Origin of the sequence: Longimicrobium sp., assembly GCF_036399255.1 — a bacterium.
In the GTDB taxonomy this organism is placed as follows: Bacteria; Gemmatimonadota; Gemmatimonadetes; order Longimicrobiales; family Longimicrobiaceae; genus Longimicrobium.
Genome location: NZ_DASWNM010000110.1, coordinates 51,780 through 69,966 on the forward strand (window position 1 = coordinate 51,780; position 18,187 = coordinate 69,966).

Below are 18,187 nucleotides of genomic sequence, written 5' to 3' on the forward strand. Positions count from 1 at the left end.
TGCGCGGTACAGCAAACTCACCTGCCCAGGTACTTCGCCAGCCTTCTGGTTCTCAGCCGTGCCCACCCGGAGGACGCCTTGGGAGCATGAGGTGGGGGTCAGGTCGGCATTCTCGAAACCGTCCAGCCTTTCGTACCGTGTGTACTACCGCCGGAACCTCCGCGGTGTTGCGCGCGGACCATTAGAAGAACATGAATCCTGCCGCGCATTTGTTCGTACGCGCGGACCCCGGCGGAAGTTTCACCGCCCCTCGCGCACGTCCATTCCGATGCGCTTCGCCCGCGAAAGGTTGCACCGATGACCCGCACCCGCGCCCCCAAGGACGAGCTGCGCACCATCCCCGGGGTGGGGGTGACCATTGCGCAGGACCTGCGGAACCTGGGGATCGAACGCGTGGAGCAGCTTCGCGGGCGTGATCCCCAGGCACTGTACGACCAGCTGTGCGAACACCAGGGGATGCACGTAGACCGCTGCATGCTGTACGTGCTGCGCTGCGCGGTCTACTTCGCCAGCGAGTTTCCGCACGATCCGCAATTGCTGCAGTGGTGGGCGTGGAAGGACGGCGGCCCGGCGTACGACGGGAGGCGCTGATGCTGATCGACGATTACCTTCCGCACGCCGACTTCGCGGAACGCCACGCACTGCGGGTGAACGCGCCCCCCGAGCGCGCATACGCGGCGGTGCGGCAGCTGGACATGAGCGGCTCCCCGCTGGTGCGGACGCTGTTCGCGCTGCGCTCGCTGCCGGGCCTGTTCACGCGCAAGCCCGGCCGGGGCGAGCGGGCGCTGGGCGTGACGACGGAAAGCCTGCTGCGCAACGGCTTCGTGCTGCTGGGCGAGCGGCCGCCGCACGAGGTGGTGCTGGGGCTCGTCGGCCGGTTCTGGACGCCGACGGGCGGCATCGTGCGCATCGATCCCGCGGAGTTCACGGCGTTCGACCGGCCGGGGATGGCGGTGGCGGCGTGGAACTTCACCGTGCTCCCCACGGACGAGGGCTCGCTGGTGGCCACGGAGACGCGCGTGCGCTGCACCGACGACGCGGCCCGCCGCTCGTTTGCCCGCTACTGGCGTGTGGTGCGCCCCTTCAGCGGCCTGATCCGCATGGAAGCCCTGCGCGCCGTTCGCCGCACCGCGGAATCTTCGTCCGGGGATTGAAAAGATCTGGCCTCACACAGAGTCAGCAGAGTTAACAGAGTACGATCTCCTCTGTTGACTCTGCTGACTCTGTGTGAGAGGGTGTTGCTAAACCCCAAACTCACAAGAAGAGATGACTTCCTGAGGGAGCGCGCCACGTGTAACCCGATTCCACACAACCGCTTGCGCGCGACCGAAGGACCTGCTCTCCAGCGAGGCGGGGCCGGCTCCATGCCGCGGGACCAGCCCCCCGGTTTGTGCCAACGAGGTCCTTCGGTCGGCGCCATGGCATTTTCGTATCCGCAGATGAGGAGCGGCGCCTTCCTCAGAGGGTGTTGCCAACCTCCCAGCGTGATTGACTTCCTGAGGGAGGCGCCGCCCTTAACTCGCTTGTACACTGCACCCTGGCGCTGACCGAAGGACCCCGCCAGCAGAACGACGGGGCTGGTCCCGTGCCCTGATCTGGCCCCTGCGCCACCGGGACGAGGTCCTTCGGTCGCGCGCAATCCGTAGTGTGACTTCTGGTTGCACGTTATGCGCTCCCTCAGGAAGTCACCGCTTCGTCATGGATTTGAGGTTTGGCAACACCCTCTCAGGAAGCCAATCACGGGGTCCGGTTTAGCAACACCCTCTGAGGCATTCTTTCCGGTGGCATGGGTCAGATGCCCGATTCCCTGCGTGGATGCGTCCAGTCTACCATTCCGGCCGGATGTGACACTCACGCGGGGGGCGAGATGCGATTGAGCGGCAAGGTGGCGCTGGTGACGGGCGCGGCGCGCGGGATCGGGGCGGCGGCGGCGCGGGCGCTGGCGGCGGAGGGCGCGCGGGTGATGGTCACGGACCTGCGCGACGACGCGGGCGCCGCCGTGGCGCGGGAGATCGGCGACGCGGCGGCGTACCGGCGGCTGGACGTGCGCGAAGAGGCGGAGTGGGCGGCGGCGATGGACGACGTGCTGGCGCGGTGGGGTGCGCTGGACGTGCTGGTGAACAACGCCGGCGTGACGGGATTCGAAGACGCCGTGGGGCCGCACGATCCCGAGCACGCGTCGCTGGAGGACTGGCGGGCGGTGCACCGGACCAACCTGGACGGCGTGTTCCTGGGGTGCAAGCACGGCATCCGCGCCATGCGGCCGCGCGGCACCGGCTCCATCATCAACGTCTCGTCACGGTCGGGGATCGTGGGGATTCCCGCGGCGGCGGCGTACGCGTCCAGCAAGGCCGCGGTGCGCAACCATACGAAGTCGGTCGCGCTGTACTGTGCGCAGCAGGGAATGCGCATTCGCTGCAACTCCATTCACCCCGCCGCCATCCTGACGCCGATGTGGGAGCCCATGCTGGGCGACGGCCCCGACCGGCAGGCGCGCATGGACGCACTGACCCGCGATACGCCGCTGCGCCGCTTTGGCACCGTGGAGGAGGTGGCGGCGGCGATCGTCTACCTGGCCTCGGACGAGTCGGCGTACATGACGGGCTCGGAGCTGCACCTGGACGGCGGCATTCTCGCCGGCTCCGCCGCATCACCCGAGCGCTGACGAAAGAAAGCCTTATACCGAATCCTGAAAAAGAATAATCGTACAGAGGAACAGAGTAGACAGAGAAAGCGAGATAAAATATCATCCTGGTTCCTCTGTCTGACTCTGTTCCTCTGTACCCATAAAGGTGTTGTTTTCCCGGATCCGGTATTACGCAGAGATGCGGAGGTGCGGAGAGAAGAAAGGAAAAGGGGGACGGAGGATGAAGATCCCCCGTCCCCCTCTTTTCTCCGCGTCTCTGCGCCTTGCGTGAGACGGCCGTTCCTTTAGCGCACGCCGGGGAGCCCGGCCGGTGCGGTGCGGGCGGATTCGTTGCGCCGCATGAAGCCCTCGATGTCGCCCACCATGGTGCCGTCGCCGGGCTCGCTGCCGGCGAACAGGCCTTCCTTGTTGCCGCCGGCCTGGCTGGCGGGCTTGTACAGGTTCATCCAGCGGTCGAACGACTCGCAGGCGCCCATCAGCGCGTAAAAGGTGCGGCCGCGCTTGTCGCCCTTGCCAAAGATCAGGTCCAGGGCAAACAGGATGGTGGCGAACGGAATCACCACGATGTCCTTGAGCCCGTCGATGAACGTCTTGAGCTGAAAGATCAGGAAGTCGCGGATCAGCACCCGCGGCGGTGTTCCTTCAGGGATCTGGGTCGGCATCAGGACTCTCCAGCAGGTCGGCGGTGAACGGACGGGAGGGTGTACGGGCGGGGACCGGCGCAAGTTTCAGTCTGACACGTCTGCGCGCGGCGGGTCGTGCAGGTCTGGCGTAAATGTGCGCGAAAATGCCGTTTCAGGCAACCGGTTCGATTGCCGGGCGATGGCTTCCCGGCAGACGTGGCCTGACGTTTGCTTTTTCCGGCGGTTCGTCCGGAGTGTGCGCATCTGCACAACCTGTGTCTCAGGTTGTACTTGCGAGACGCGGGCGGGGCGGGCTGACCGGGACGGGGGGGGGCGAATGTCGAGCAACACGCTGCGGAACAACGGGCTGTCCATCACCTGGATGCTGCTGTTCCTGGTGTTCATGGGAGGCCAGGCGGCCACCGGACACCGCGTCTACAACCAGGAGCAGGTGGAGCACGGAGAGCAGGCGGTTTCGTTCGGGGCGTACCTGGGAACCGGGCACTTTGGCGAGGCGGTGTTCGAGAACTGGGAAAGCGAGTTCCTGCAGATGGGGATGTTCGTCATCCTGACGGCCTTTCTGTTCCAGAAAGGCGCCGCCGAGTCCAAGGACCCCGAGAAGGACCACGAGCCGGTGGACGAGGATCCGCGGCTGCACCGCGGCGACCCGGGCGTGCCCGGCCCCGTGCGGCGCGGAGGGCTGGCGCTCAAGCTGTACGAGAACTCACTGTCGCTGACGCTCTTTACGCTGTTCCTGATCTCCCTGGCGATGCACGCCGTCACCGGCGCGCGGGAGTACAGCGCCGAGCAGACGCAGCACGGCGAAGCCGCCGCGGGTGTGATGGACTACGTGGGAAGTGCGCAGTTCTGGTTCGAGTCGTTTCAGAACTGGCAGAGCGAGTTCATGTCGGTGGCGGTGCTCACGCTGCTTTCCATCTGGCTGCGCCAGCGCAGCTCGCCGGAATCCAAGCCCGTCCACAAGGCCCACGGCGACACCGGCGCGACATGATCCCCCGAACGCGGCAGGCCCGCTCCGTCCGAAGCGGGCCCCGCGAATCCGAACGTCAGCGTGCTCCCCGGCCGGAATGCGATCGTCAGCGCGACGCCAGAAGGCTGGTCATGGAGGCCCCGGCCGCGTTCTCCAGCCGGACCTGCCACGCGCCGGTGCGCCGGGACAGCCCGAACCCGGTGAACCGCTCCGCGCCGGACGCGGAGAACGGCAGGCGGTCCACCTCCGGGTCGGCATTCCCGGCGCCGCGGACCATCCACGCGAGCCGGTCCGTGCCCGACCGCACCAGCAGCATCGGTCCCGCGTAGAACAGCTCGGCCGAAGCCGGGCGGCGCGGCTGCACGGCCGCGGGCGTCTGCTGCTGCAGCACGAACACCTGGTCTACGAAGCCCTCCTGCATTCCCGGCTGCGCGCCCCCGTCCAGCGCCAGCGCCAGCCCCATTCCCGGCGCGGAGAAGAGCACCACATCACCGAAGATGCTCTCCCGGGCCTCCTGCGGGTTGCGCAGGTCCAGCGCGAGGGTGGCGCCGGCCGCCGCGGGGCTGGGTCCGCTCCCGGGCGCGGCACCGGCACCGTTCTTCACGCACCCCGCGCCCGCCGCGCATACGGCGACCATCCACACAGCCGCAACGTTCGCAACAGGTTGCTCGTCATCGCCGCCCCTCCTGATCTTCGTCGACTGTCCGATAACAGGCGCAAGGTGAAGTTCAGAACGTATGTGGTCAAGAGGAGCGTTCTCAAAGGCTGAGCCGGGGCCGTTTATCGCTCCGGCGGCTACTGCTGCACGTCCACGATGATGCGGGTGGGGTTCTGGAGCGCAGAACCCATTGTCACGGGAGCGGCAACTCCTAGCGGATGAAACTGACTGAGCACACGCCGGCTTTCTCCAGCGGCTCGAATTCGCGGCGGTCCGATGTCACTACCTCGCCGCCCACGCGCTGCGCCAGCGCCGCACAGAACGCATCCGCGATCGAGATTCGCCCGCGTGACTTGATCTTGCCGACCTCACGCCAGAGGGCGGGATCCATCTCGTTCCGCTCGATGACTCCAGCCACGTACAGATCCGCGATTGCCTGGTCGGCGGTCGCCTCGTCACTGGCACGAAGGGTGTCGTAGTACACCTCGCACAGGTTGATGGAATGCGCAAAGCACTGTCTTTCCGCCTCCTTCAGCATTCCATCGACGACGGGTGCTCCGGGCTCGCCCTGCAGGTACGCGATCATGGCGCACGCATCCAGAACGTAGCTCATGCGGCTCTCCCGTCCTCCAGGTCGATATCCTCCTGCTTCCGTCGTGCGTAGTCGTCGCTCGATGTGTTCAGGTGAGCGTACTTTCCCATCGCGCTCGGGCGCGCGGCCGCCGAGCCGGTCTCCTGGTCGGCTTCATACAGGGCCTGCAACTCCAGCAACCACTCGGGATACGGCTGACCGGCGGCGTCGCAGCCGCGGGCAAGCACCGCGAGCATCTTTCTCGCCACTTCACGCCGCCTGCCCGGCGGTACGCTTTCGACGAGATAGTTGAGTGCGGCCTTGGGATCTTCGAATGCCACAGGGTTGTCCTGTGGCTCTGCATGGCGAACGTACCAGCGGTCGAGCCGTTCCACGGTGCCCGGCGAAGCCAGCGTTACCAGCAGGACCTGCTTCAACCCCGCCGGCGTCAGCCCGATGGCTCCAGCCGCTTCCCGAAGAGAGGTGTCATGTGCACGCATCAGAACGTACTTGTGCAGGTACTCGGCGGCCTGGCCCGCATTGAACGGGACTACCAGAGATACACCCGGGCCACCACTCTGTTCATTTTCGGCTACTGCTGCACGTCGACGATGATGCGGGTGGGGTTCTGGAGCTCGGTGATGCGGTAGCGGTTGGGGCGCGAGACGCCCAGCACCACCTGCACCACGCCCTCGAAGTCGCACACCATCTCCACCTCCTTGAGGACGGGCATCTGCAGGCGGCGCTCGCGCTGCTGCACGGTCACCTGGCCGCGCTCGTCGTGCGCCTGCGTGCCGCGCAGGGTGATGGAGAGCGCGGCGTCGCCGGCGATGGAGGTGGCGTCGCCGCTGCCGCACTGGCGCACGGGGCGGTCCACGTACTCCACCCGGTAGCCGGGCGCGGCGCTGCCCAGGAACTCCAGCACCACGCGGTCGAACCCCTGGTTTACCCCCACGCGCACGTCGCTCAGCACCACGGGGCCGCGCATGGTGCGCACCTGGTCGTACGCGCCCGCCGTCCACTGCTGCTGCGACGTGGGGTCCGGCGCCGGCCCCGGCGGCGTGGCGGGGCGCGCCGTGTCCGTCTGCGCCGCCGCGGGCGCGGGCGTGGCGGGCGCGGCGGAATCGGTGAGCACGAACGCGGGAACGCGGCCGGTGGGCGCCTGGCCCCCGGCGGAGTCGCCGTCCAGCGAGTCGGCGCCGGCGGACTCGGCGCGGCGGCGCTCGGTGGCGTCGCGCAGCTCGCCGCCCTGCTCGCCGCACGCGGCAAGCGCGGCGACCGTCATCATCCCCACCATCCAGCGGCAGCTTCCCGTCATCCACCCACCCCCTGTGGCGTGCGGCGGGCGATGCGTGCGCCCCCCGCGTACACGTTGAACCCCGGATCGCGGACGAACCCCGCGAGCGTCATCCCCACCTGTTCGGCCAGCTCGACGGCCAGGCTGCTGGGCGCCGAAACGCCGGCCAGCACCGGCACCCCGGCGCGCGCGGCCTTCTGCACCAGCTCGAAGCTGGTGCGCCCGCTCACCAGCACGATCGATTCCCCCAGCGGCACCTCGCCCGCCAGCAGCGCCGCGCCCACCAGCTTGTCCATGGCGTTGTGGCGCCCCACGTCCTCGCGAACGCGCACCATCCGGCCCGCCGCGGTGAACTGGGCGGCGGCGTGCAGCCCGCCCGTGCGCTCGAACACGCGCTGCGCCTCGCGCAGTTTCTGCGGCAGGGCGACGAGGACGGCGGGATCGATCTCCAGCGCGCTTTCGATGCGGGCGCACGCGGGCCCCATCACCGCCTCGATGGACGCCTTGCCGCACACGCCGCAGCTGCTGGTCGCGTAGAAGTTGCGCGACAGGGCGGCGGGATCGAAAGGGGCGCCGGGCGCCAGCCGCACGTTGACCACGTTGTACTGCTGCTCGGCCTCCGTGCAGTAGCGGATGGACGCGATGGCCTCGGCCCCGCCGATCAACCCCTCGCCGTACAGGAACCCCGCCGCCAGCTCGAAGTCCGCCCCCGGCGTTCGCATGGTCACCGACACGCGGTTGCCCCTCCCCCGGCCCCTCCCCGTTCGTTCCTCACCGAGAGGGGCGTCGTGATCGGCGGTGACGATGCGGATCTCCAGCGGCTCCTCCACCGCCAGCTGGTCGTCGCGCGTGCGCCGCGCGTCGCCGTCCGCGCCGACGGTGATGCGCTCGATGCTGCGCCGCGCGGTGCTCCCCCGGCGCATGGGAGCTAGACCGCGGCGCCGGTGAGCTGCCCGGCCTGCGCGGGGCACCAGCCGCTCGTCCACGCCCACCACGTCCACCTCGCTGGTCGCCGGCTCCACGGTGACGGGAATCATCTTGCTGGACGGCGTGTTGCTTCCTTTCGCGCGGCTGCCGACGGGGACCAGCACGTTGGCCTCGGGAAAGTACGCCGCGGCGCATCCCCGCGGAACGTCGTAGGCCACGGCGCGAAAGCGGGGAGCGATGCGCTCGCGGCCGTCCGCGGCGTGGCTGCGCACGTCGATCCAGTCGCCGGGCTTGAGTCCGCGCTCGGCGAGGTCGTCGGGATGCATCAGCACCACGCGGCGCGCCTGCTTGATGCCGCGGTAGCGGTCGTCCAGCCCGTAGATCGTCGTGTTGAACTGGTCGTGCGAGCGGATGGTGAACAGCCGCAGCTGCCCCTCGCCCAGGCGGATGTCCGGCGTGGGGACGACGACGAAGTTGGCGCGGCCGGTCTGCGTGTTCCACTCGCGGTGCGCGGCGGCGTTGCGCAGCACGAAGCCGCCCGGCTCGCGCACCCGCCCGTTGTACGCCTCGAACCCCGGCACCACCCGCTCGATGCGGTCGCGGATGCGGTCGTAGTCCGCCGCCAGCGCGTCCCAGTCCACCCCGCCGCCCTCCGGCAGCGCCGCCTTCGCCAGCCCGCAGACGATGGCGACCTCGCTGCGCAGGTGCGGCGACGCGGGCTTGTTGCGCCCCTGCGAGACGTGGACGACGGACATGGAGTCCTCCACCGTCACGAACTGCGGCCCGGCGGACTGCTTGTCGATCTCCGTGCGCCCCAGGCAGGGCCAGATCATCACCTCGCGCCCGGCGGTGACGTGGGTGCGGTTCAGCTTCGTCGTCACGTGGACCGCGAGATCCACCGACTTCAATCCCTCGCCCACCATGGCCGTGTCGGGCGACGCGCTGAGAAAGTTGCCGCCGATGGACATGAAGAAGCGCAGCTCCCGCCGCGCCATGGCCTCGATGGCGTGCACCACGTCCAGCCCCGCCTCCCGCGGCGCGCTGAAGCCGAACTCCGCCTCCAGCCGGTCGATCCACGCCGGCGGACGAAAGTCGATGCCGACGGTGCGGTCGCCCTGCACGTTGCTGTGGCCGCGCACGGGGCAGGGGCCCGCGCCGGGGCGCCCCACGTTGCCGCGCAGCAGCAGCAGGTTGCTGCAGGCGATGATGTTGTCCACCGCGTTCTCGTGCTGCGTAAGCCCCATCGCCCAGCAGAGGATGGTCGCGCGCGACTTGATGTAGACGTCCGTGGCGGCGCGGATCTCGTTCTGCGTAAGCCCGCTCTGCTCCGTGATCTGCGTCCAGGGCGTGGCGTCCAGGTCCGCGACCAGCTCTTCGAACCCCGTGCAGTGCGCGCGGATGAAACCGTGGTCAAAGACGCGCCCCCGGTCGCGGCGCTCGGCCTCCAGCATCTGCTTCATGATCCCCTTGAGCACCGCCACGTCGCTGCCGGGCCTGGCCTGCAGGTAGACGGTGGCGATCTCCGTCCCCCGGTTCAGCAGGGTGGGGGCGACTTCCTGGGGATGGACAAAGCTGACCAGCGCCCGCTCGCGCAGGGGGTTGATGACGACGATCTCGGCGCCGCGCCGCCGGGCCTCCTGCAGCACGGTCATCATCCGGGGATGGTTGGTCCCGGGGTTCTGCCCGATGATGAAGATGGCGTCGGCCTTCGTGAAGTCATCCAGCTGCACCGCGCCCTTGCCGATGCCCATGGTCTGCTTGAGGCCCACGCCGCTGGACTCGTGGCAGAGGTTGGAGCAGTCGGGAAAGTTGTTGGTGCCGTACATCCGCCCGAACAGCTGGTACAGGAAGGCGGCCTCGTTGCTGGTGCGCCCCGACGTGTAGAACGCCGCGTCGTCCGGGCTCGGCAGATTCCTGAGGAAGTCGCCGGCCTTCGCGAACGCCTCGTCCCAGGCGATGGGCTCGAAGTGGCGCTTGCCCTCGCGCAGGATGACGGGCTGGGCCACGCGGCCCTGCTGCTCGAGCCAGTAGTCGCTCTGCGCGGCCAGCTCGTCCACGCTGTGCCGCGCGAAGAAATCGGCGGTGACGCGCTTGCCGGTGGCCTCGGCCGCGACGGCCTTTGCGCCGTTCTCGCAGAACTCGAAGTGCGAGCGCTCGCCCGGCGCGGCCTCGGGCCAGGCGCAGCCGGGGCAGTCGACGCCTCCGTCCTGGTTCAGCACGCGTAGCGTGTTGACCCCGCTCACGATCGCCTTTTCGCGCGTGAGCTGCTTCATGGTGTTCAGGATGGCGGCCATGCCCCCGGCGGGCTTGTCGCCGGGGTCGGTGTGCGGCTGCGGGCCGGGCTTGCTGGACATATCGAAAAAACCACTCGGGGAATGCGTAAACGCTTGCGTTGGAAGGTGTGTGGGCGGGGCGGCGGGGGCAAGGGGTGAAGGGGTGAAGGGGTGAAGGGGTGAAGCTGCGGGATCGGGGCGCTCCGGCGGGGCGCCCTCTCCGGGCTCGCATGACTCGCCCACCTCCCCCCAAACTGCTGGGGGAGGTTGGTGGTGCCGAGGGTCGATGCTCTCGGACCGGCCGGCAAGGGCGAATGGATTCGCTGCAACAAAGACACGGAATCCGCCTTCGCGGATGGGCATCACGATGCGGGCGGGGGTGGCGGGTGTGGCGGGTTGCTGCGGCGAAACAATGCGCGGCGACGGCTGCGCGCCGGCGGATCGAATTGAGCCGTATTGTAGAATTCGCGCGAGATGCCGATACTTGTGCGTTCGCGAGGGCACCCGGTTCCTCGCCTCCCCTGGATTGCATGGAAACCGACCTCACATGAAGAAGATTCCCGCCGCCGCGCTCGTATCCCTTCTCGTCCTCTCCGGTGTGCAGACTGTGCGTGCCCAGGATCCTGCGCCCGCACCGGCACCGACGCCCCGGCCCGCCGCTGTCGCCGAGCCGGCGGGGCCCTTCCGCACGGATACGGTGGCGCAGGCCAGCGTGCCGTGCGTCCGGCAGGTTCGCAGGATTCCGCCGCCGCCCTCGCCGCGCAGCTTTCGCAGGCAGTGGCCGCTGGCGGCGGTGGGCTCCATTGCGGGCTGGTTCGTCGGGGACCGCATCGTAGGACCCAAGGGGAACCCGTTCGTGATCCTCTCCGGCTCCACGCTGGGGGCGATCGCGGGCTCGCACGTCCAGGCGGCCGGCGAGGGGCACGGGAACCTGGGCCGCTCCGTGATGGGTGGGGTGCTGGGCGCGCTTCCCGCGGGCGCCGTTCTCTACATGAACCGCCTGGACACGTACGATGAGGCCAAGGTCATGACCCGCGGAGTGGTTCCCGTGCTGGGCGGCGCGGTGCAGGGCGCGGTGACGTCGATCGTCACGTCCAGCTCGCTTCAGCCCACGCGGATCCAGATCATCGAGTGCCCGCATGCGGTTCCGGCCGCGGCGGCGCCGGTGCCGTGAGTGGGTGAGTGGGTGAACGGGTGAACGGGTGAACGGGTGAACGGGTGAACGGGGGCCGCCCCTCCGGATTCCGTGCCGCGCGTCCGCCACGGGCGAAAGCCCGCGGCTGGAAATGCCAGAAGCCCCGTCTCGGCTCGCTTGCGCTCGCCGAACGGGGCTTCACTTGCTCGGGGAGGCCACGCCGCCCCGGCGTGCGGGAAGGAAAGCTCGCCACGCGCTTTCCCCCAGCCTCCACTCCCCTGACCCGCCAATCCGCGAAGGCGGATTTCGTGTCTCTGTTGCAGCGAATTCATTCGCCATTGCGGCCGGAGCACGTCACCCCTTCACCCGCTCACCTCACTCCCGGCGGGCAAACCGGCTGAGCGACACCGTCTCGCCGTCGGCGAGCAACCGGCGCAACACCTCGCGCGCCTGCTCGCCGTCGCCGGCCAGCGCGTCGCGCAGGGCCTGCTCCACCTCGTCCACCAGCAGCGCGTGTTCGCGGCGCATCTGGGCGGCGCTCCAGCCCAGGCGCAGGCGCTGGTCGGCGTGCTTCCAGCTCAGCAGCCGCTGGATGTGCTCGCCGTCGCGCAGCAGCGAAGGGTCGCCGCCCTCCTCGTCCAGCGTCACCAGCATCTGCGCCAGGTCCATCAGGTACGTGGCCAGGTGGTCCTCCAGCTGCGTGCGGCTCAGCCGCTCGATCCCCGGCACGTCCAGCTCCGCTCGCAGCCGCTCGGCGAACCGCCGCACCACGTCGTCGGCGCGGTCCGCCAGGCGCCGGCCCAGCTCGCCCAGGCCGGGGATGGCGCCGGGCTCGGCGGGCCAGGCCGAGGCCTCCCGCGGCGCCGCGGCGCCGTCGTGCGTGGCGCCCGTCGTCGGCAGCCAGAGGGTGAAGCGCGAGCCCTGGCCCGGCGTGCTCTCCACCGTCAGCTCGCCCCCCATCAGCCGCGCCAGGCGGCGGCTGATGGCGAGGCCGAGGCCCGTGCCGCCCTCGCGGCGCGTGTGGGTGCCGTCCACCTGCATGAAGGGGTCGAACACCGCCTCCAGCTTGTCGGGGGCGATGCCGATTCCCGTGTCCGCCACCTCCACCGCCACCCACACCCCCTCGCCGCCGTCGGGGAGCGTGGGCGGGCCGCCGGCGCCGGCGCTGCAGGTGACGGTCACCGATCCGCCCGGCTCCGTGAACTTGACGGCGTTGGAGAGCAGGTTCACCAGCACCTGGCTCACCCGGTCCTCGTCGCCCACGTAGACGTCGTCTTCGGGGCAGCTCCACGCCAGCGACAGGTCGATCCCCTTGGCCCGCGCCTGCGGCTCCACCTGCTCCATGGCGCGGTCCGCCGTGCCGCGCAGGGGAAGCGCCTCGTGGCGCACGGCCATCTCGCCCGCCTCGATCTTGCTCAGGTCCAGCACGTCGTTCACCAGCGAGAGCAGGTGGCGGCTGCTTCCCTGCACGCGCCCCACGTACTCGGCCTGCTTTTCGGTCAGCGGGCCCCCCAGCCCCATCTCCAGCAGCTCGGCGTAGCCCATCACGGCGTTGATGGGGGTGCGGATCTCGTGGCTCACCGTGGCCAGGAACTGGCTCTTGGCGCGGCTGGCGGCCTGCGCGGCGCGGAACAGGCGCGCGTTCTCGGCCGCCAGCGCCCCGCGCCGCGCCAGCTCCTCGGCCAGCCCCACGGCGTCGTCGTCGTACGCGGCGCCGTGGCCGCCGCGGCACAGGGTGAGCGTGCCCAGCACCCGGCCGCGCACGCTGAGCGGCACCACCAGCCACGCCTCGGGGAGCAGGGCGTACAGGGCGCCGCCGGTGGGGTCGGGGTCCGCGTCCGGCGGCAGGGCGCCGCCCGGGTGCCACTCCGCCCGCCCGGAGCGCAGCACGCGCGCCACGGCGCTGTCGCCCGCGCCGTCCAGCGGGGGGAGGGCGTCCAGCATCCGCTGGCCCGCGTCGGTCCCGTGCTGCGCGGCCGTCTGCGCCGCCTCGCCCTGCTCGCCCCGCCAGTGCACCAGCGCGTACTCCGCCAGCGTGGGCACGGCCAGCCCCGCCAGCTGGTCCAGCACCGTCTGCACGTCCAGCGTGGCGTTCAGCACGCCGCTGGCCAGCGCCAGGAACTCGGCGCGGCGGGTGGCGCGCTCGGCCTCTTCGCGCGCGGCGTCGGCGCGAATGCGGCCGCGCTCCAGCTCCTCGGTGCGCCGCCGCTCGGTCACGTCGCGCAGGGTCACCACGTACGCGCCGGTGCCGTCCCACCGGACCGGGCGGGCGCGCAGCTCCACCGTGGCCGGCGCGCCGCCGCGGGGCACCACGTCGATCTCGGCCGCGTCGCCGTCCACCAGCGGCAGCCCCAGGTCGGCGCCCACCAGCTCGTCCATCGGCCGGCCGAACAGCCGCGCCGCCGCCGGGTTGCCAAAGCGCACGCGGCCCTCCCCGTCGACGATCAGCAGACCGTCGGCGTTGAACTCGACCAGCGTGCGCAGGTCGGCGGCGTGTGCGGCGTCGCTCATCTCGTCACTCGGTTGCCGGCTCCGAACCCTCGCCCGCGTCCTCTTCCTCGTCCTCGGCGCGGCCGTGGGTGATGTTGCCCGACAGGATGCCGCCGACGCCGCGGAACGGACCGCCCAGGTGCATGCCGCCTGCGTCGATGGTGTACTCGCGGATGGTGGGGTCGTGCTCGGAGCCGCGCATCTTGAGCACCAGCATTCCCCGCCGCAGCACGCCCTTCATCTCCACGTAGCGCAGCAGGATGATGGTGTCGGTAAGCGTGCTGATGTGCTTTTCGGTGATGGAGTGCCCCCCCAGGATGCTGGGCGCCGTGGACGTCATCATCCCCGCGATCTCGCCGTGCTTGAGCAGCGAGGTAAGGCCCAGCATGAACTCGCGGAAGCTGCGCAGCGCCGTCACCCGCTCCAGCGCCGAAAGGCTGTCCACCGCCACCCGCTGGGGCTTGAACTCCTCGATGGCCCAGCGCATCCGCAGCAGGTGGTCTTCCAGCGGCATGGCGTGGGGGTACACGGGGATGATGCGCAGCAGCCCGCCGCGCTCCATGGCCTCGAAGTCGTGCCCCCAGCTGCGGGCGTTGCGCACCAGCTGCTCGCGGCTTTCCTCGAAGGCGAACAGGATGCAGCGGTCCCCCGCCGCCACCCCGCCGGCCACGAAGTGCGTGACCGTGAGCGTTTTTCCCGTCCCCGTGGCGCCGGAAAGCAGGATGATGCTGTCGCGGAAGTAGCCGCCGCCCAGCATGCGGTCCAGCTCGGGGATGCCCGAGGTGACGCGGGTGGTGGACGAGCGCTGCGTCAGCTTCATGGCCGACAGCGGCAGCACCACCACGCCCCGTTCGGGGGCGATGGTGAAGGGATACTCGCCCCGCTGGTGCGGCGTGCCGCGGAACTTCAGGATCTCGACCGTGCGCCGGCGCCGCTCGTCCTGCAGGGTGTTGCGCAGGAGGATGACGTTGTCGGCCACGAACTCCTCGATGCCGTACCGGCTCACCTCGCCGTAGTCGTCCAGCCGCTCGGCCGTCACCAGCGTGGTGGCCCCCAGCTCGCGCAGCGCGCGCGAGATGCGGTACAGCTCGCCGCGCAGCTTTTCGGGGTGCGGCATGCGCGAGAACAGCGCGTTCACCGAGTCGATGGAGACGCGGGTGGCGCCGCTGTGCTTGACCGCGCGGGTAATGCGGGCCAGCAGCGCCCCCAGGTCGAACTCGCCCACCACGTCCGCCGCTTCCTCGTCGGGCGAGCCGTCCACGTACGTCCACGCGCCCGACGCCTCCCACGACGGGACGTTCCACCCCAGGCTCATCAGGTTGCGCGAAAGCTCGGCGGGGCTTTCCTCGAAGGTGATGAACACGCCGTTCTCGCCGGTGCGGATCCCCTCGGCCAGGAACTGCGCGGCGAAGATGGTCTTGCCGCTGCCGGCCGTGCCGCCCACCAGCGTGGTGCGTCCCGACGGCAGCCCGCCCTCGGCGATGACGTCGAACCCCTCGATCCCCGTGGGGAGCTTGGGAAAATCCTGGAGGGCGCCCTGGGCGCCCGCGGCTTCGGTCATCGTGCCGGCTCGGTGGGGGTGGGGCTGACGGGCGAAAGGCCCAGCGCTTCGGACACGCGCGCGCGGTCGCCCAGGTCGCCCACCACGCGGCGCGAGGGGCCGGGGCCCTGGAGCAGCAGGGTGGGCGTCAGGAGCACGCGGTCGGCGTCGGCGCGCCCGGGGTCTTCGGCCACGTCCACGACGGACGCCTCCACGCGCTCCTCCACCCCCCCGTCCGCCAGCCAGGCCACGGTGGCCCGGGCGGACCGGCTGCGGGGCGTGTCGCCCGCAACGTATAGAACCAGTCGTACGGTCATGGACGGAGGTGCGGAAAGGCGAGATTGCGGCGTTACGCAAAGTATCTGCCGCGGGGCCCGGGCGTCCAGATGTTTCGTCGGGGGAGTGCGTGAGTGCGTGAGTGCGTGAGTGCGGGAGTGCGGGAGTGGGCGCTTCGGATGATGCGGCGCGGGCGCCCCCTCCGGGCTCGCATTACTCGCCCACCTCCCCCAAAACTGCTGGGGGAGGTTGGGGTGGGGCAGAGGGCGGGGTGATTTCGGACAGGATCGAACTGCGTCCGACGGGGGCCCTCACCCGCTCGCTTGGGCTCGCACCCTCTCCCGCAAGCGGGAGAGGGTATAAACGTCGCAACAACTCGCGGGACGCTTCGACTGGGGTGGCGGCCTGAGAGCCTGCCGAAGCGCGGTCGAAATTCTCCCCTCTCCGTGAGGAACGAACGGGGAGGGGTCGGGGGAGGGGCACTCCGGCGGGCGCAGTTCGATGTGTCCGAAGCGGGATCGAATTCTCCCCTTTTTCCCGCGCAGCGGGGGAGAGGGGGCCCTTTCGGGCGCCAGTTCGATCCCGTTCGTAGCGCTTGATCGCCTCGGCCACCCAACCTCCCCCAGCAGTTTTGGGGGAGGTGCGAGCCTGAGCGAGCGGAGGGGGCGCCCCGCGCGGAGCCCTCCGCATGGCTCCAGTCCCATCCCCTGCCATCAATCCCCCAAGCTGTTCCGTTCCAACACCTTCCCTCCTCATCCCCACCCGCTTGGGCAGGCCTTCCCGCCACACCGGAAGCACGCCATTCCCGTACAGGAAGCGCGGTCATCGGCATCCTGTCCTGTGTGAACCGTGCTCATGGAACCAGTGTTGCTAAACAACCCTGCGACCCGCATTCGCACCGCACGCGAATGCGGCCGCCGGCCATCCATCGTGGACGGCGGCGACGGGGCTGGAGAGCACGTGAACCCCTGAAGAGGGAAAGGACACCCGCATGTCGGCAGTACTGGAAAAGGCGCCGGAGGAAACGGGCGTTCAGGTGCTGGGCGAAGGCAGTGACGCAGGGGCGCGGGTGCTGACCCCCGAGGCGCTGGAGTTCGTGGCGGCGCTGCACCGCCGCTTCAACGCCCGCCGCATGGAGCTGCTGCGCGCCCGCGACGAGCGCCAGGCGGTGCTGGACGCCGACGGCGAGCCGACCTTCCTGGAAGAGACGGCGCACATCCGCGAGGGCGACTGGACGGTGGCGCCCACCCCGCCCGACCTGCAGGACCGGCGCGTGGAGATCACCGGCCCCACCGACGCCAAGATGGTGATCAACGCCCTCAACTCGGGGGCAAGCTGCTTCATGGCCGACTTCGAGGACGCGCTGTCGCCCACCTGGCGCAACGTGCTGGACGGGCAGGCCAACCTGATGGACGCCGTGCGCCGCACGCTGTCGCTGGATTCGGGCGAGAAGCAGTACCGGCTGAACGAGAAGACGGCCGTGCTCATCGTCCGCCCCCGCGGGTGGCACCTGCCGGAGCGCCACGTGCTGGTGGACGGCGAGCCGGTCAGCGCGTCGATCTTCGACTTCGGGATGTACTTCTTTCACAACGCGAAGGAGGCGCTGGCGCGCGGCACCGGGCCGTACTTCTACCTGCCCAAGCTGGAAAGCCACCTGGAGGCGCGGCTGTGGAACGAGGTGTTCGTCGCGGCGCAGGAGGCGCTGGGGGTTCCCGTGGGGACCATCCGCGCCACGGTGCTCATCGAGACCATCCTGGCCGCGTTCGAGATGGACGAGATCCTGTACGAGCTGCGCGACCACGCGGCGGGGCTCAACGCCGGCCGCTGGGACTACATCTTCAGCATCATCAAGAAATTCCGGAACCGCGGCGACTTCGTGCTGCCGGACCGGGTGCAGGTGACGATGGCCGTGCCGTTCATGAAGTGCTACGCCGAGCTGCTGGTAAAGACCTGCCACCGCCGCGGCGCGCACGCCATGGGCGGCATGGCGGCGTTCATCCCCAGCCGCCGCGACGCCGAGGTCAACGAAAAGGCGCTGGCCAGGGTGCGCGAGGACAAGGCGCGCGAGGTGGGGCAGGGCTTCGACGGCACCTGGGTGGCGCATCCGGACCTGGTGGCGGTGGCCCGGGCGGAATTCGACAAGATTCTGAACGAAAGGCCCAACCAGAAGGACGTGAAGCGCGACGACGTCGACCCCAGGCCGCACGCGCTGCTGGAAACGGGGATCATCGGCGGGCAGATCACCGAGGGCGGCGCGCGGCTCAACGTGAACGTGGCGCTGCAGTACATCGAGAGCTGGCTCAAGGGCAACGGCGCCGCCGCCCTGCACAACCTGATGGAAGACGCCGCCACGGCCGAGATCAGCCGCGCGCAGCTGTGGCAGTGGATTCGCCACCGCAGTCCCATCCAGGACGACGGGGACGGCGACGGCTTCTTTACCCCCGACGACTACACCCGCATCCGCGACGCGGAGATGGAGGCGCTGCGGGCCGAGCGGGAGGACCCGCGCTGCCTGGAGGTCGCCCGCGAGCTGCTAGACGAGCTGGTGCTGAGCGACGAGTTCATTCCGTTCCTTACGCTGCCCGCGTACGCGCTGCTGGACGGGGGGCGCTGCTCGGGATAGGGAATAGTCCCTGACCGATGAAATCCTGCGCAAGCTGGTCGTGATTACGCCGACAGGCCAGCGAGCGCGGGGATGATGGAGCCCTCCCGCAGTCGGCAGGCAGCGGCGATGACGCGGCGGCCAAGGCGCGTGAGGTAGT

General features: G+C 69.8%; 15 protein-coding genes. 6 read left to right on the forward strand and 9 right to left on the reverse strand.

Going from position 1 to position 18,187, the window contains the following annotated elements:
* The first annotated feature begins 297 nt into the window (after positions 1-297).
* From VGC13_RS20645 to VGC13_RS20655, 3 genes are all read left to right on the forward strand, one after another.
* Positions 298-591: a helix-hairpin-helix domain-containing protein gene (locus tag VGC13_RS20645; protein ID WP_331127177.1), complete on the forward strand. Its 294-nt coding sequence runs from the start codon at positions 298-300 to the stop codon at positions 589-591.
* Positions 591-1,154, forward strand: coding sequence for a hypothetical protein (locus VGC13_RS20650; protein ID WP_331127178.1), 564 nt, complete (start codon positions 591-593; stop codon positions 1,152-1,154). Before VGC13_RS20645 ends, VGC13_RS20650 begins: the two co-directional genes overlap by 1 nt.
* A 713-nt stretch (positions 1,155-1,867) precedes the next feature.
* Complete coding sequence (locus VGC13_RS20655; protein WP_349264249.1) at positions 1,868-2,665, forward strand: glucose 1-dehydrogenase; 798 nt, start codon at positions 1,868-1,870, stop codon at positions 2,663-2,665.
* Positions 2,666-2,931: 266 nt separating this feature from the next.
* On the opposite strand, the gene VGC13_RS20660 is transcribed toward VGC13_RS20655, so the two are convergent.
* The gene (locus tag VGC13_RS20660) at positions 2,932-3,309 is read right to left on the reverse strand and encodes a hypothetical protein (protein WP_331127180.1); all 378 of its coding nucleotides are present in this window, start codon (positions 3,307-3,309) and stop codon (positions 2,932-2,934) included.
* A gap of 298 nt (positions 3,310-3,607) precedes the next feature.
* Here VGC13_RS20660 and VGC13_RS20665 point away from each other — a divergent pair, with 298 nt between their 5' ends.
* Positions 3,608-4,279, forward strand: coding sequence for a DUF6766 family protein (locus VGC13_RS20665; protein ID WP_331127181.1), 672 nt, complete (start codon positions 3,608-3,610; stop codon positions 4,277-4,279).
* Positions 4,280-4,364: 85 nt separating this feature from the next.
* Here the strand turns inward: VGC13_RS20665 and VGC13_RS20670 are convergent, their stop codons facing one another.
* The 5 genes from VGC13_RS20670 to fdhD form a co-directional block, all read right to left on the reverse strand.
* Entirely contained in the window at positions 4,365-4,895 is a 531-nt protein-coding gene (locus VGC13_RS20670) for a hypothetical protein (RefSeq protein ID WP_331127182.1), read from the reverse strand.
* A 232-nt stretch (positions 4,896-5,127) separates the two neighbouring features.
* Positions 5,128-5,529, reverse strand: coding sequence for a type II toxin-antitoxin system VapC family toxin (locus VGC13_RS20675; RefSeq protein WP_331127183.1), 402 nt, complete (start codon positions 5,527-5,529; stop codon positions 5,128-5,130).
* The gene (locus tag VGC13_RS20680; protein WP_331127184.1) at positions 5,526-5,987 is read right to left on the reverse strand and encodes a hypothetical protein; all 462 of its coding nucleotides are present in this window, start codon (positions 5,985-5,987) and stop codon (positions 5,526-5,528) included. The genes VGC13_RS20675 and VGC13_RS20680 overlap by 4 nt, the downstream gene beginning before the upstream one ends.
* Positions 5,988-6,079: 92 nt before the next feature.
* Entirely contained in the window at positions 6,080-6,805 is a 726-nt protein-coding gene (locus VGC13_RS20685) for an AMIN-like domain-containing (lipo)protein (RefSeq protein ID WP_331127185.1), read from the reverse strand.
* Positions 6,802-10,065 carry a formate dehydrogenase accessory sulfurtransferase FdhD gene (fdhD, locus tag VGC13_RS20690; RefSeq protein WP_331127186.1) on the reverse strand — a complete coding sequence of 1,088 codons (3,264 nt, stop codon included), beginning with the start codon at positions 10,063-10,065 and terminating at the stop codon, positions 6,802-6,804. Before fdhD ends, VGC13_RS20685 begins: the two co-directional genes overlap by 4 nt.
* Before the next feature lie 466 nt (positions 10,066-10,531).
* Here fdhD and VGC13_RS20695 point away from each other — a divergent pair, with 466 nt between their 5' ends.
* Positions 10,532-11,158, forward strand: a complete 627-nt coding sequence (locus VGC13_RS20695; protein WP_331127187.1) for a hypothetical protein — start codon at positions 10,532-10,534, stop codon at positions 11,156-11,158.
* Between the two features lie 336 nt (positions 11,159-11,494).
* Here the strand turns inward: VGC13_RS20695 and VGC13_RS20700 are convergent, their stop codons facing one another.
* From VGC13_RS20700 to VGC13_RS20710, 3 genes are read right to left on the reverse strand one after another with little or no spacing between them, the layout of a single operon-like run.
* A complete protein-coding gene (locus VGC13_RS20700) occupies positions 11,495-13,630 on the reverse strand; it encodes a GAF domain-containing sensor histidine kinase (protein WP_331127188.1) in 2,136 nt (711 codons plus the stop codon).
* Between the two features lie 4 nt (positions 13,631-13,634).
* Complete coding sequence (gene kaiC, locus VGC13_RS20705; RefSeq protein ID WP_331127189.1) at positions 13,635-15,170, reverse strand: circadian clock protein KaiC; 1,536 nt, start codon at positions 15,168-15,170, stop codon at positions 13,635-13,637.
* Complete coding sequence (locus VGC13_RS20710) at positions 15,167-15,466, reverse strand: circadian clock KaiB family protein (RefSeq protein ID WP_331127190.1); 300 nt, start codon at positions 15,464-15,466, stop codon at positions 15,167-15,169. Before VGC13_RS20710 ends, kaiC begins: the two co-directional genes overlap by 4 nt.
* A gap of 950 nt (positions 15,467-16,416) precedes the next feature.
* On the opposite strand from VGC13_RS20710, the gene aceB reads away from it, so the two are divergent.
* Positions 16,417-18,048, forward strand: coding sequence for a malate synthase A (gene aceB / locus VGC13_RS20715; RefSeq protein WP_331127191.1), 1,632 nt, complete (start codon positions 16,417-16,419; stop codon positions 18,046-18,048).
* Positions 18,049-18,187: the final 139 nt, after the last annotated feature.

Coding starts and splice junctions, on each gene's coding strand:
- VGC13_RS20680 (WP_331127184.1), bottom strand. CDS start 5,987: ATGCGTGCACATGACACCTCTCTTCGGGAAGCGGCTGGAGCCATCGGG.
- VGC13_RS20645 (WP_331127177.1), top strand. CDS start 298: ATGACCCGCACCCGCGCCCCCAAGGACGAGCTGCGCACCATCCCCGGG.
- VGC13_RS20655 (WP_349264249.1), top strand. CDS start 1,868: ATGCGATTGAGCGGCAAGGTGGCGCTGGTGACGGGCGCGGCGCGCGGG.
- VGC13_RS20660 (WP_331127180.1), bottom strand. CDS start 3,309: ATGCCGACCCAGATCCCTGAAGGAACACCGCCGCGGGTGCTGATCCGC.
- VGC13_RS20695 (WP_331127187.1), top strand. CDS start 10,532: ATGAAGAAGATTCCCGCCGCCGCGCTCGTATCCCTTCTCGTCCTCTCC.
- VGC13_RS20650 (WP_331127178.1), top strand. CDS start 591: ATGCTGATCGACGATTACCTTCCGCACGCCGACTTCGCGGAACGCCAC.
- VGC13_RS20710 (WP_331127190.1), bottom strand. CDS start 15,466: ATGACCGTACGACTGGTTCTATACGTTGCGGGCGACACGCCCCGCAGC.
- VGC13_RS20665 (WP_331127181.1), top strand. CDS start 3,608: ATGTCGAGCAACACGCTGCGGAACAACGGGCTGTCCATCACCTGGATG.
- aceB (WP_331127191.1), top strand. CDS start 16,417: ATGTCGGCAGTACTGGAAAAGGCGCCGGAGGAAACGGGCGTTCAGGTG.
- fdhD (WP_331127186.1), bottom strand. CDS start 10,065: ATGTCCAGCAAGCCCGGCCCGCAGCCGCACACCGACCCCGGCGACAAG.
- VGC13_RS20670 (WP_331127182.1), bottom strand. CDS start 4,895: ATGGTCGCCGTATGCGCGGCGGGCGCGGGGTGCGTGAAGAACGGTGCC.
- VGC13_RS20700 (WP_331127188.1), bottom strand. CDS start 13,630: ATGAGCGACGCCGCACACGCCGCCGACCTGCGCACGCTGGTCGAGTTC.
- VGC13_RS20675 (WP_331127183.1), bottom strand. CDS start 5,529: ATGAGCTACGTTCTGGATGCGTGCGCCATGATCGCGTACCTGCAGGGC.
- VGC13_RS20685 (WP_331127185.1), bottom strand. CDS start 6,805: ATGACGGGAAGCTGCCGCTGGATGGTGGGGATGATGACGGTCGCCGCG.
- kaiC (WP_331127189.1), bottom strand. CDS start 15,170: ATGACCGAAGCCGCGGGCGCCCAGGGCGCCCTCCAGGATTTTCCCAAG.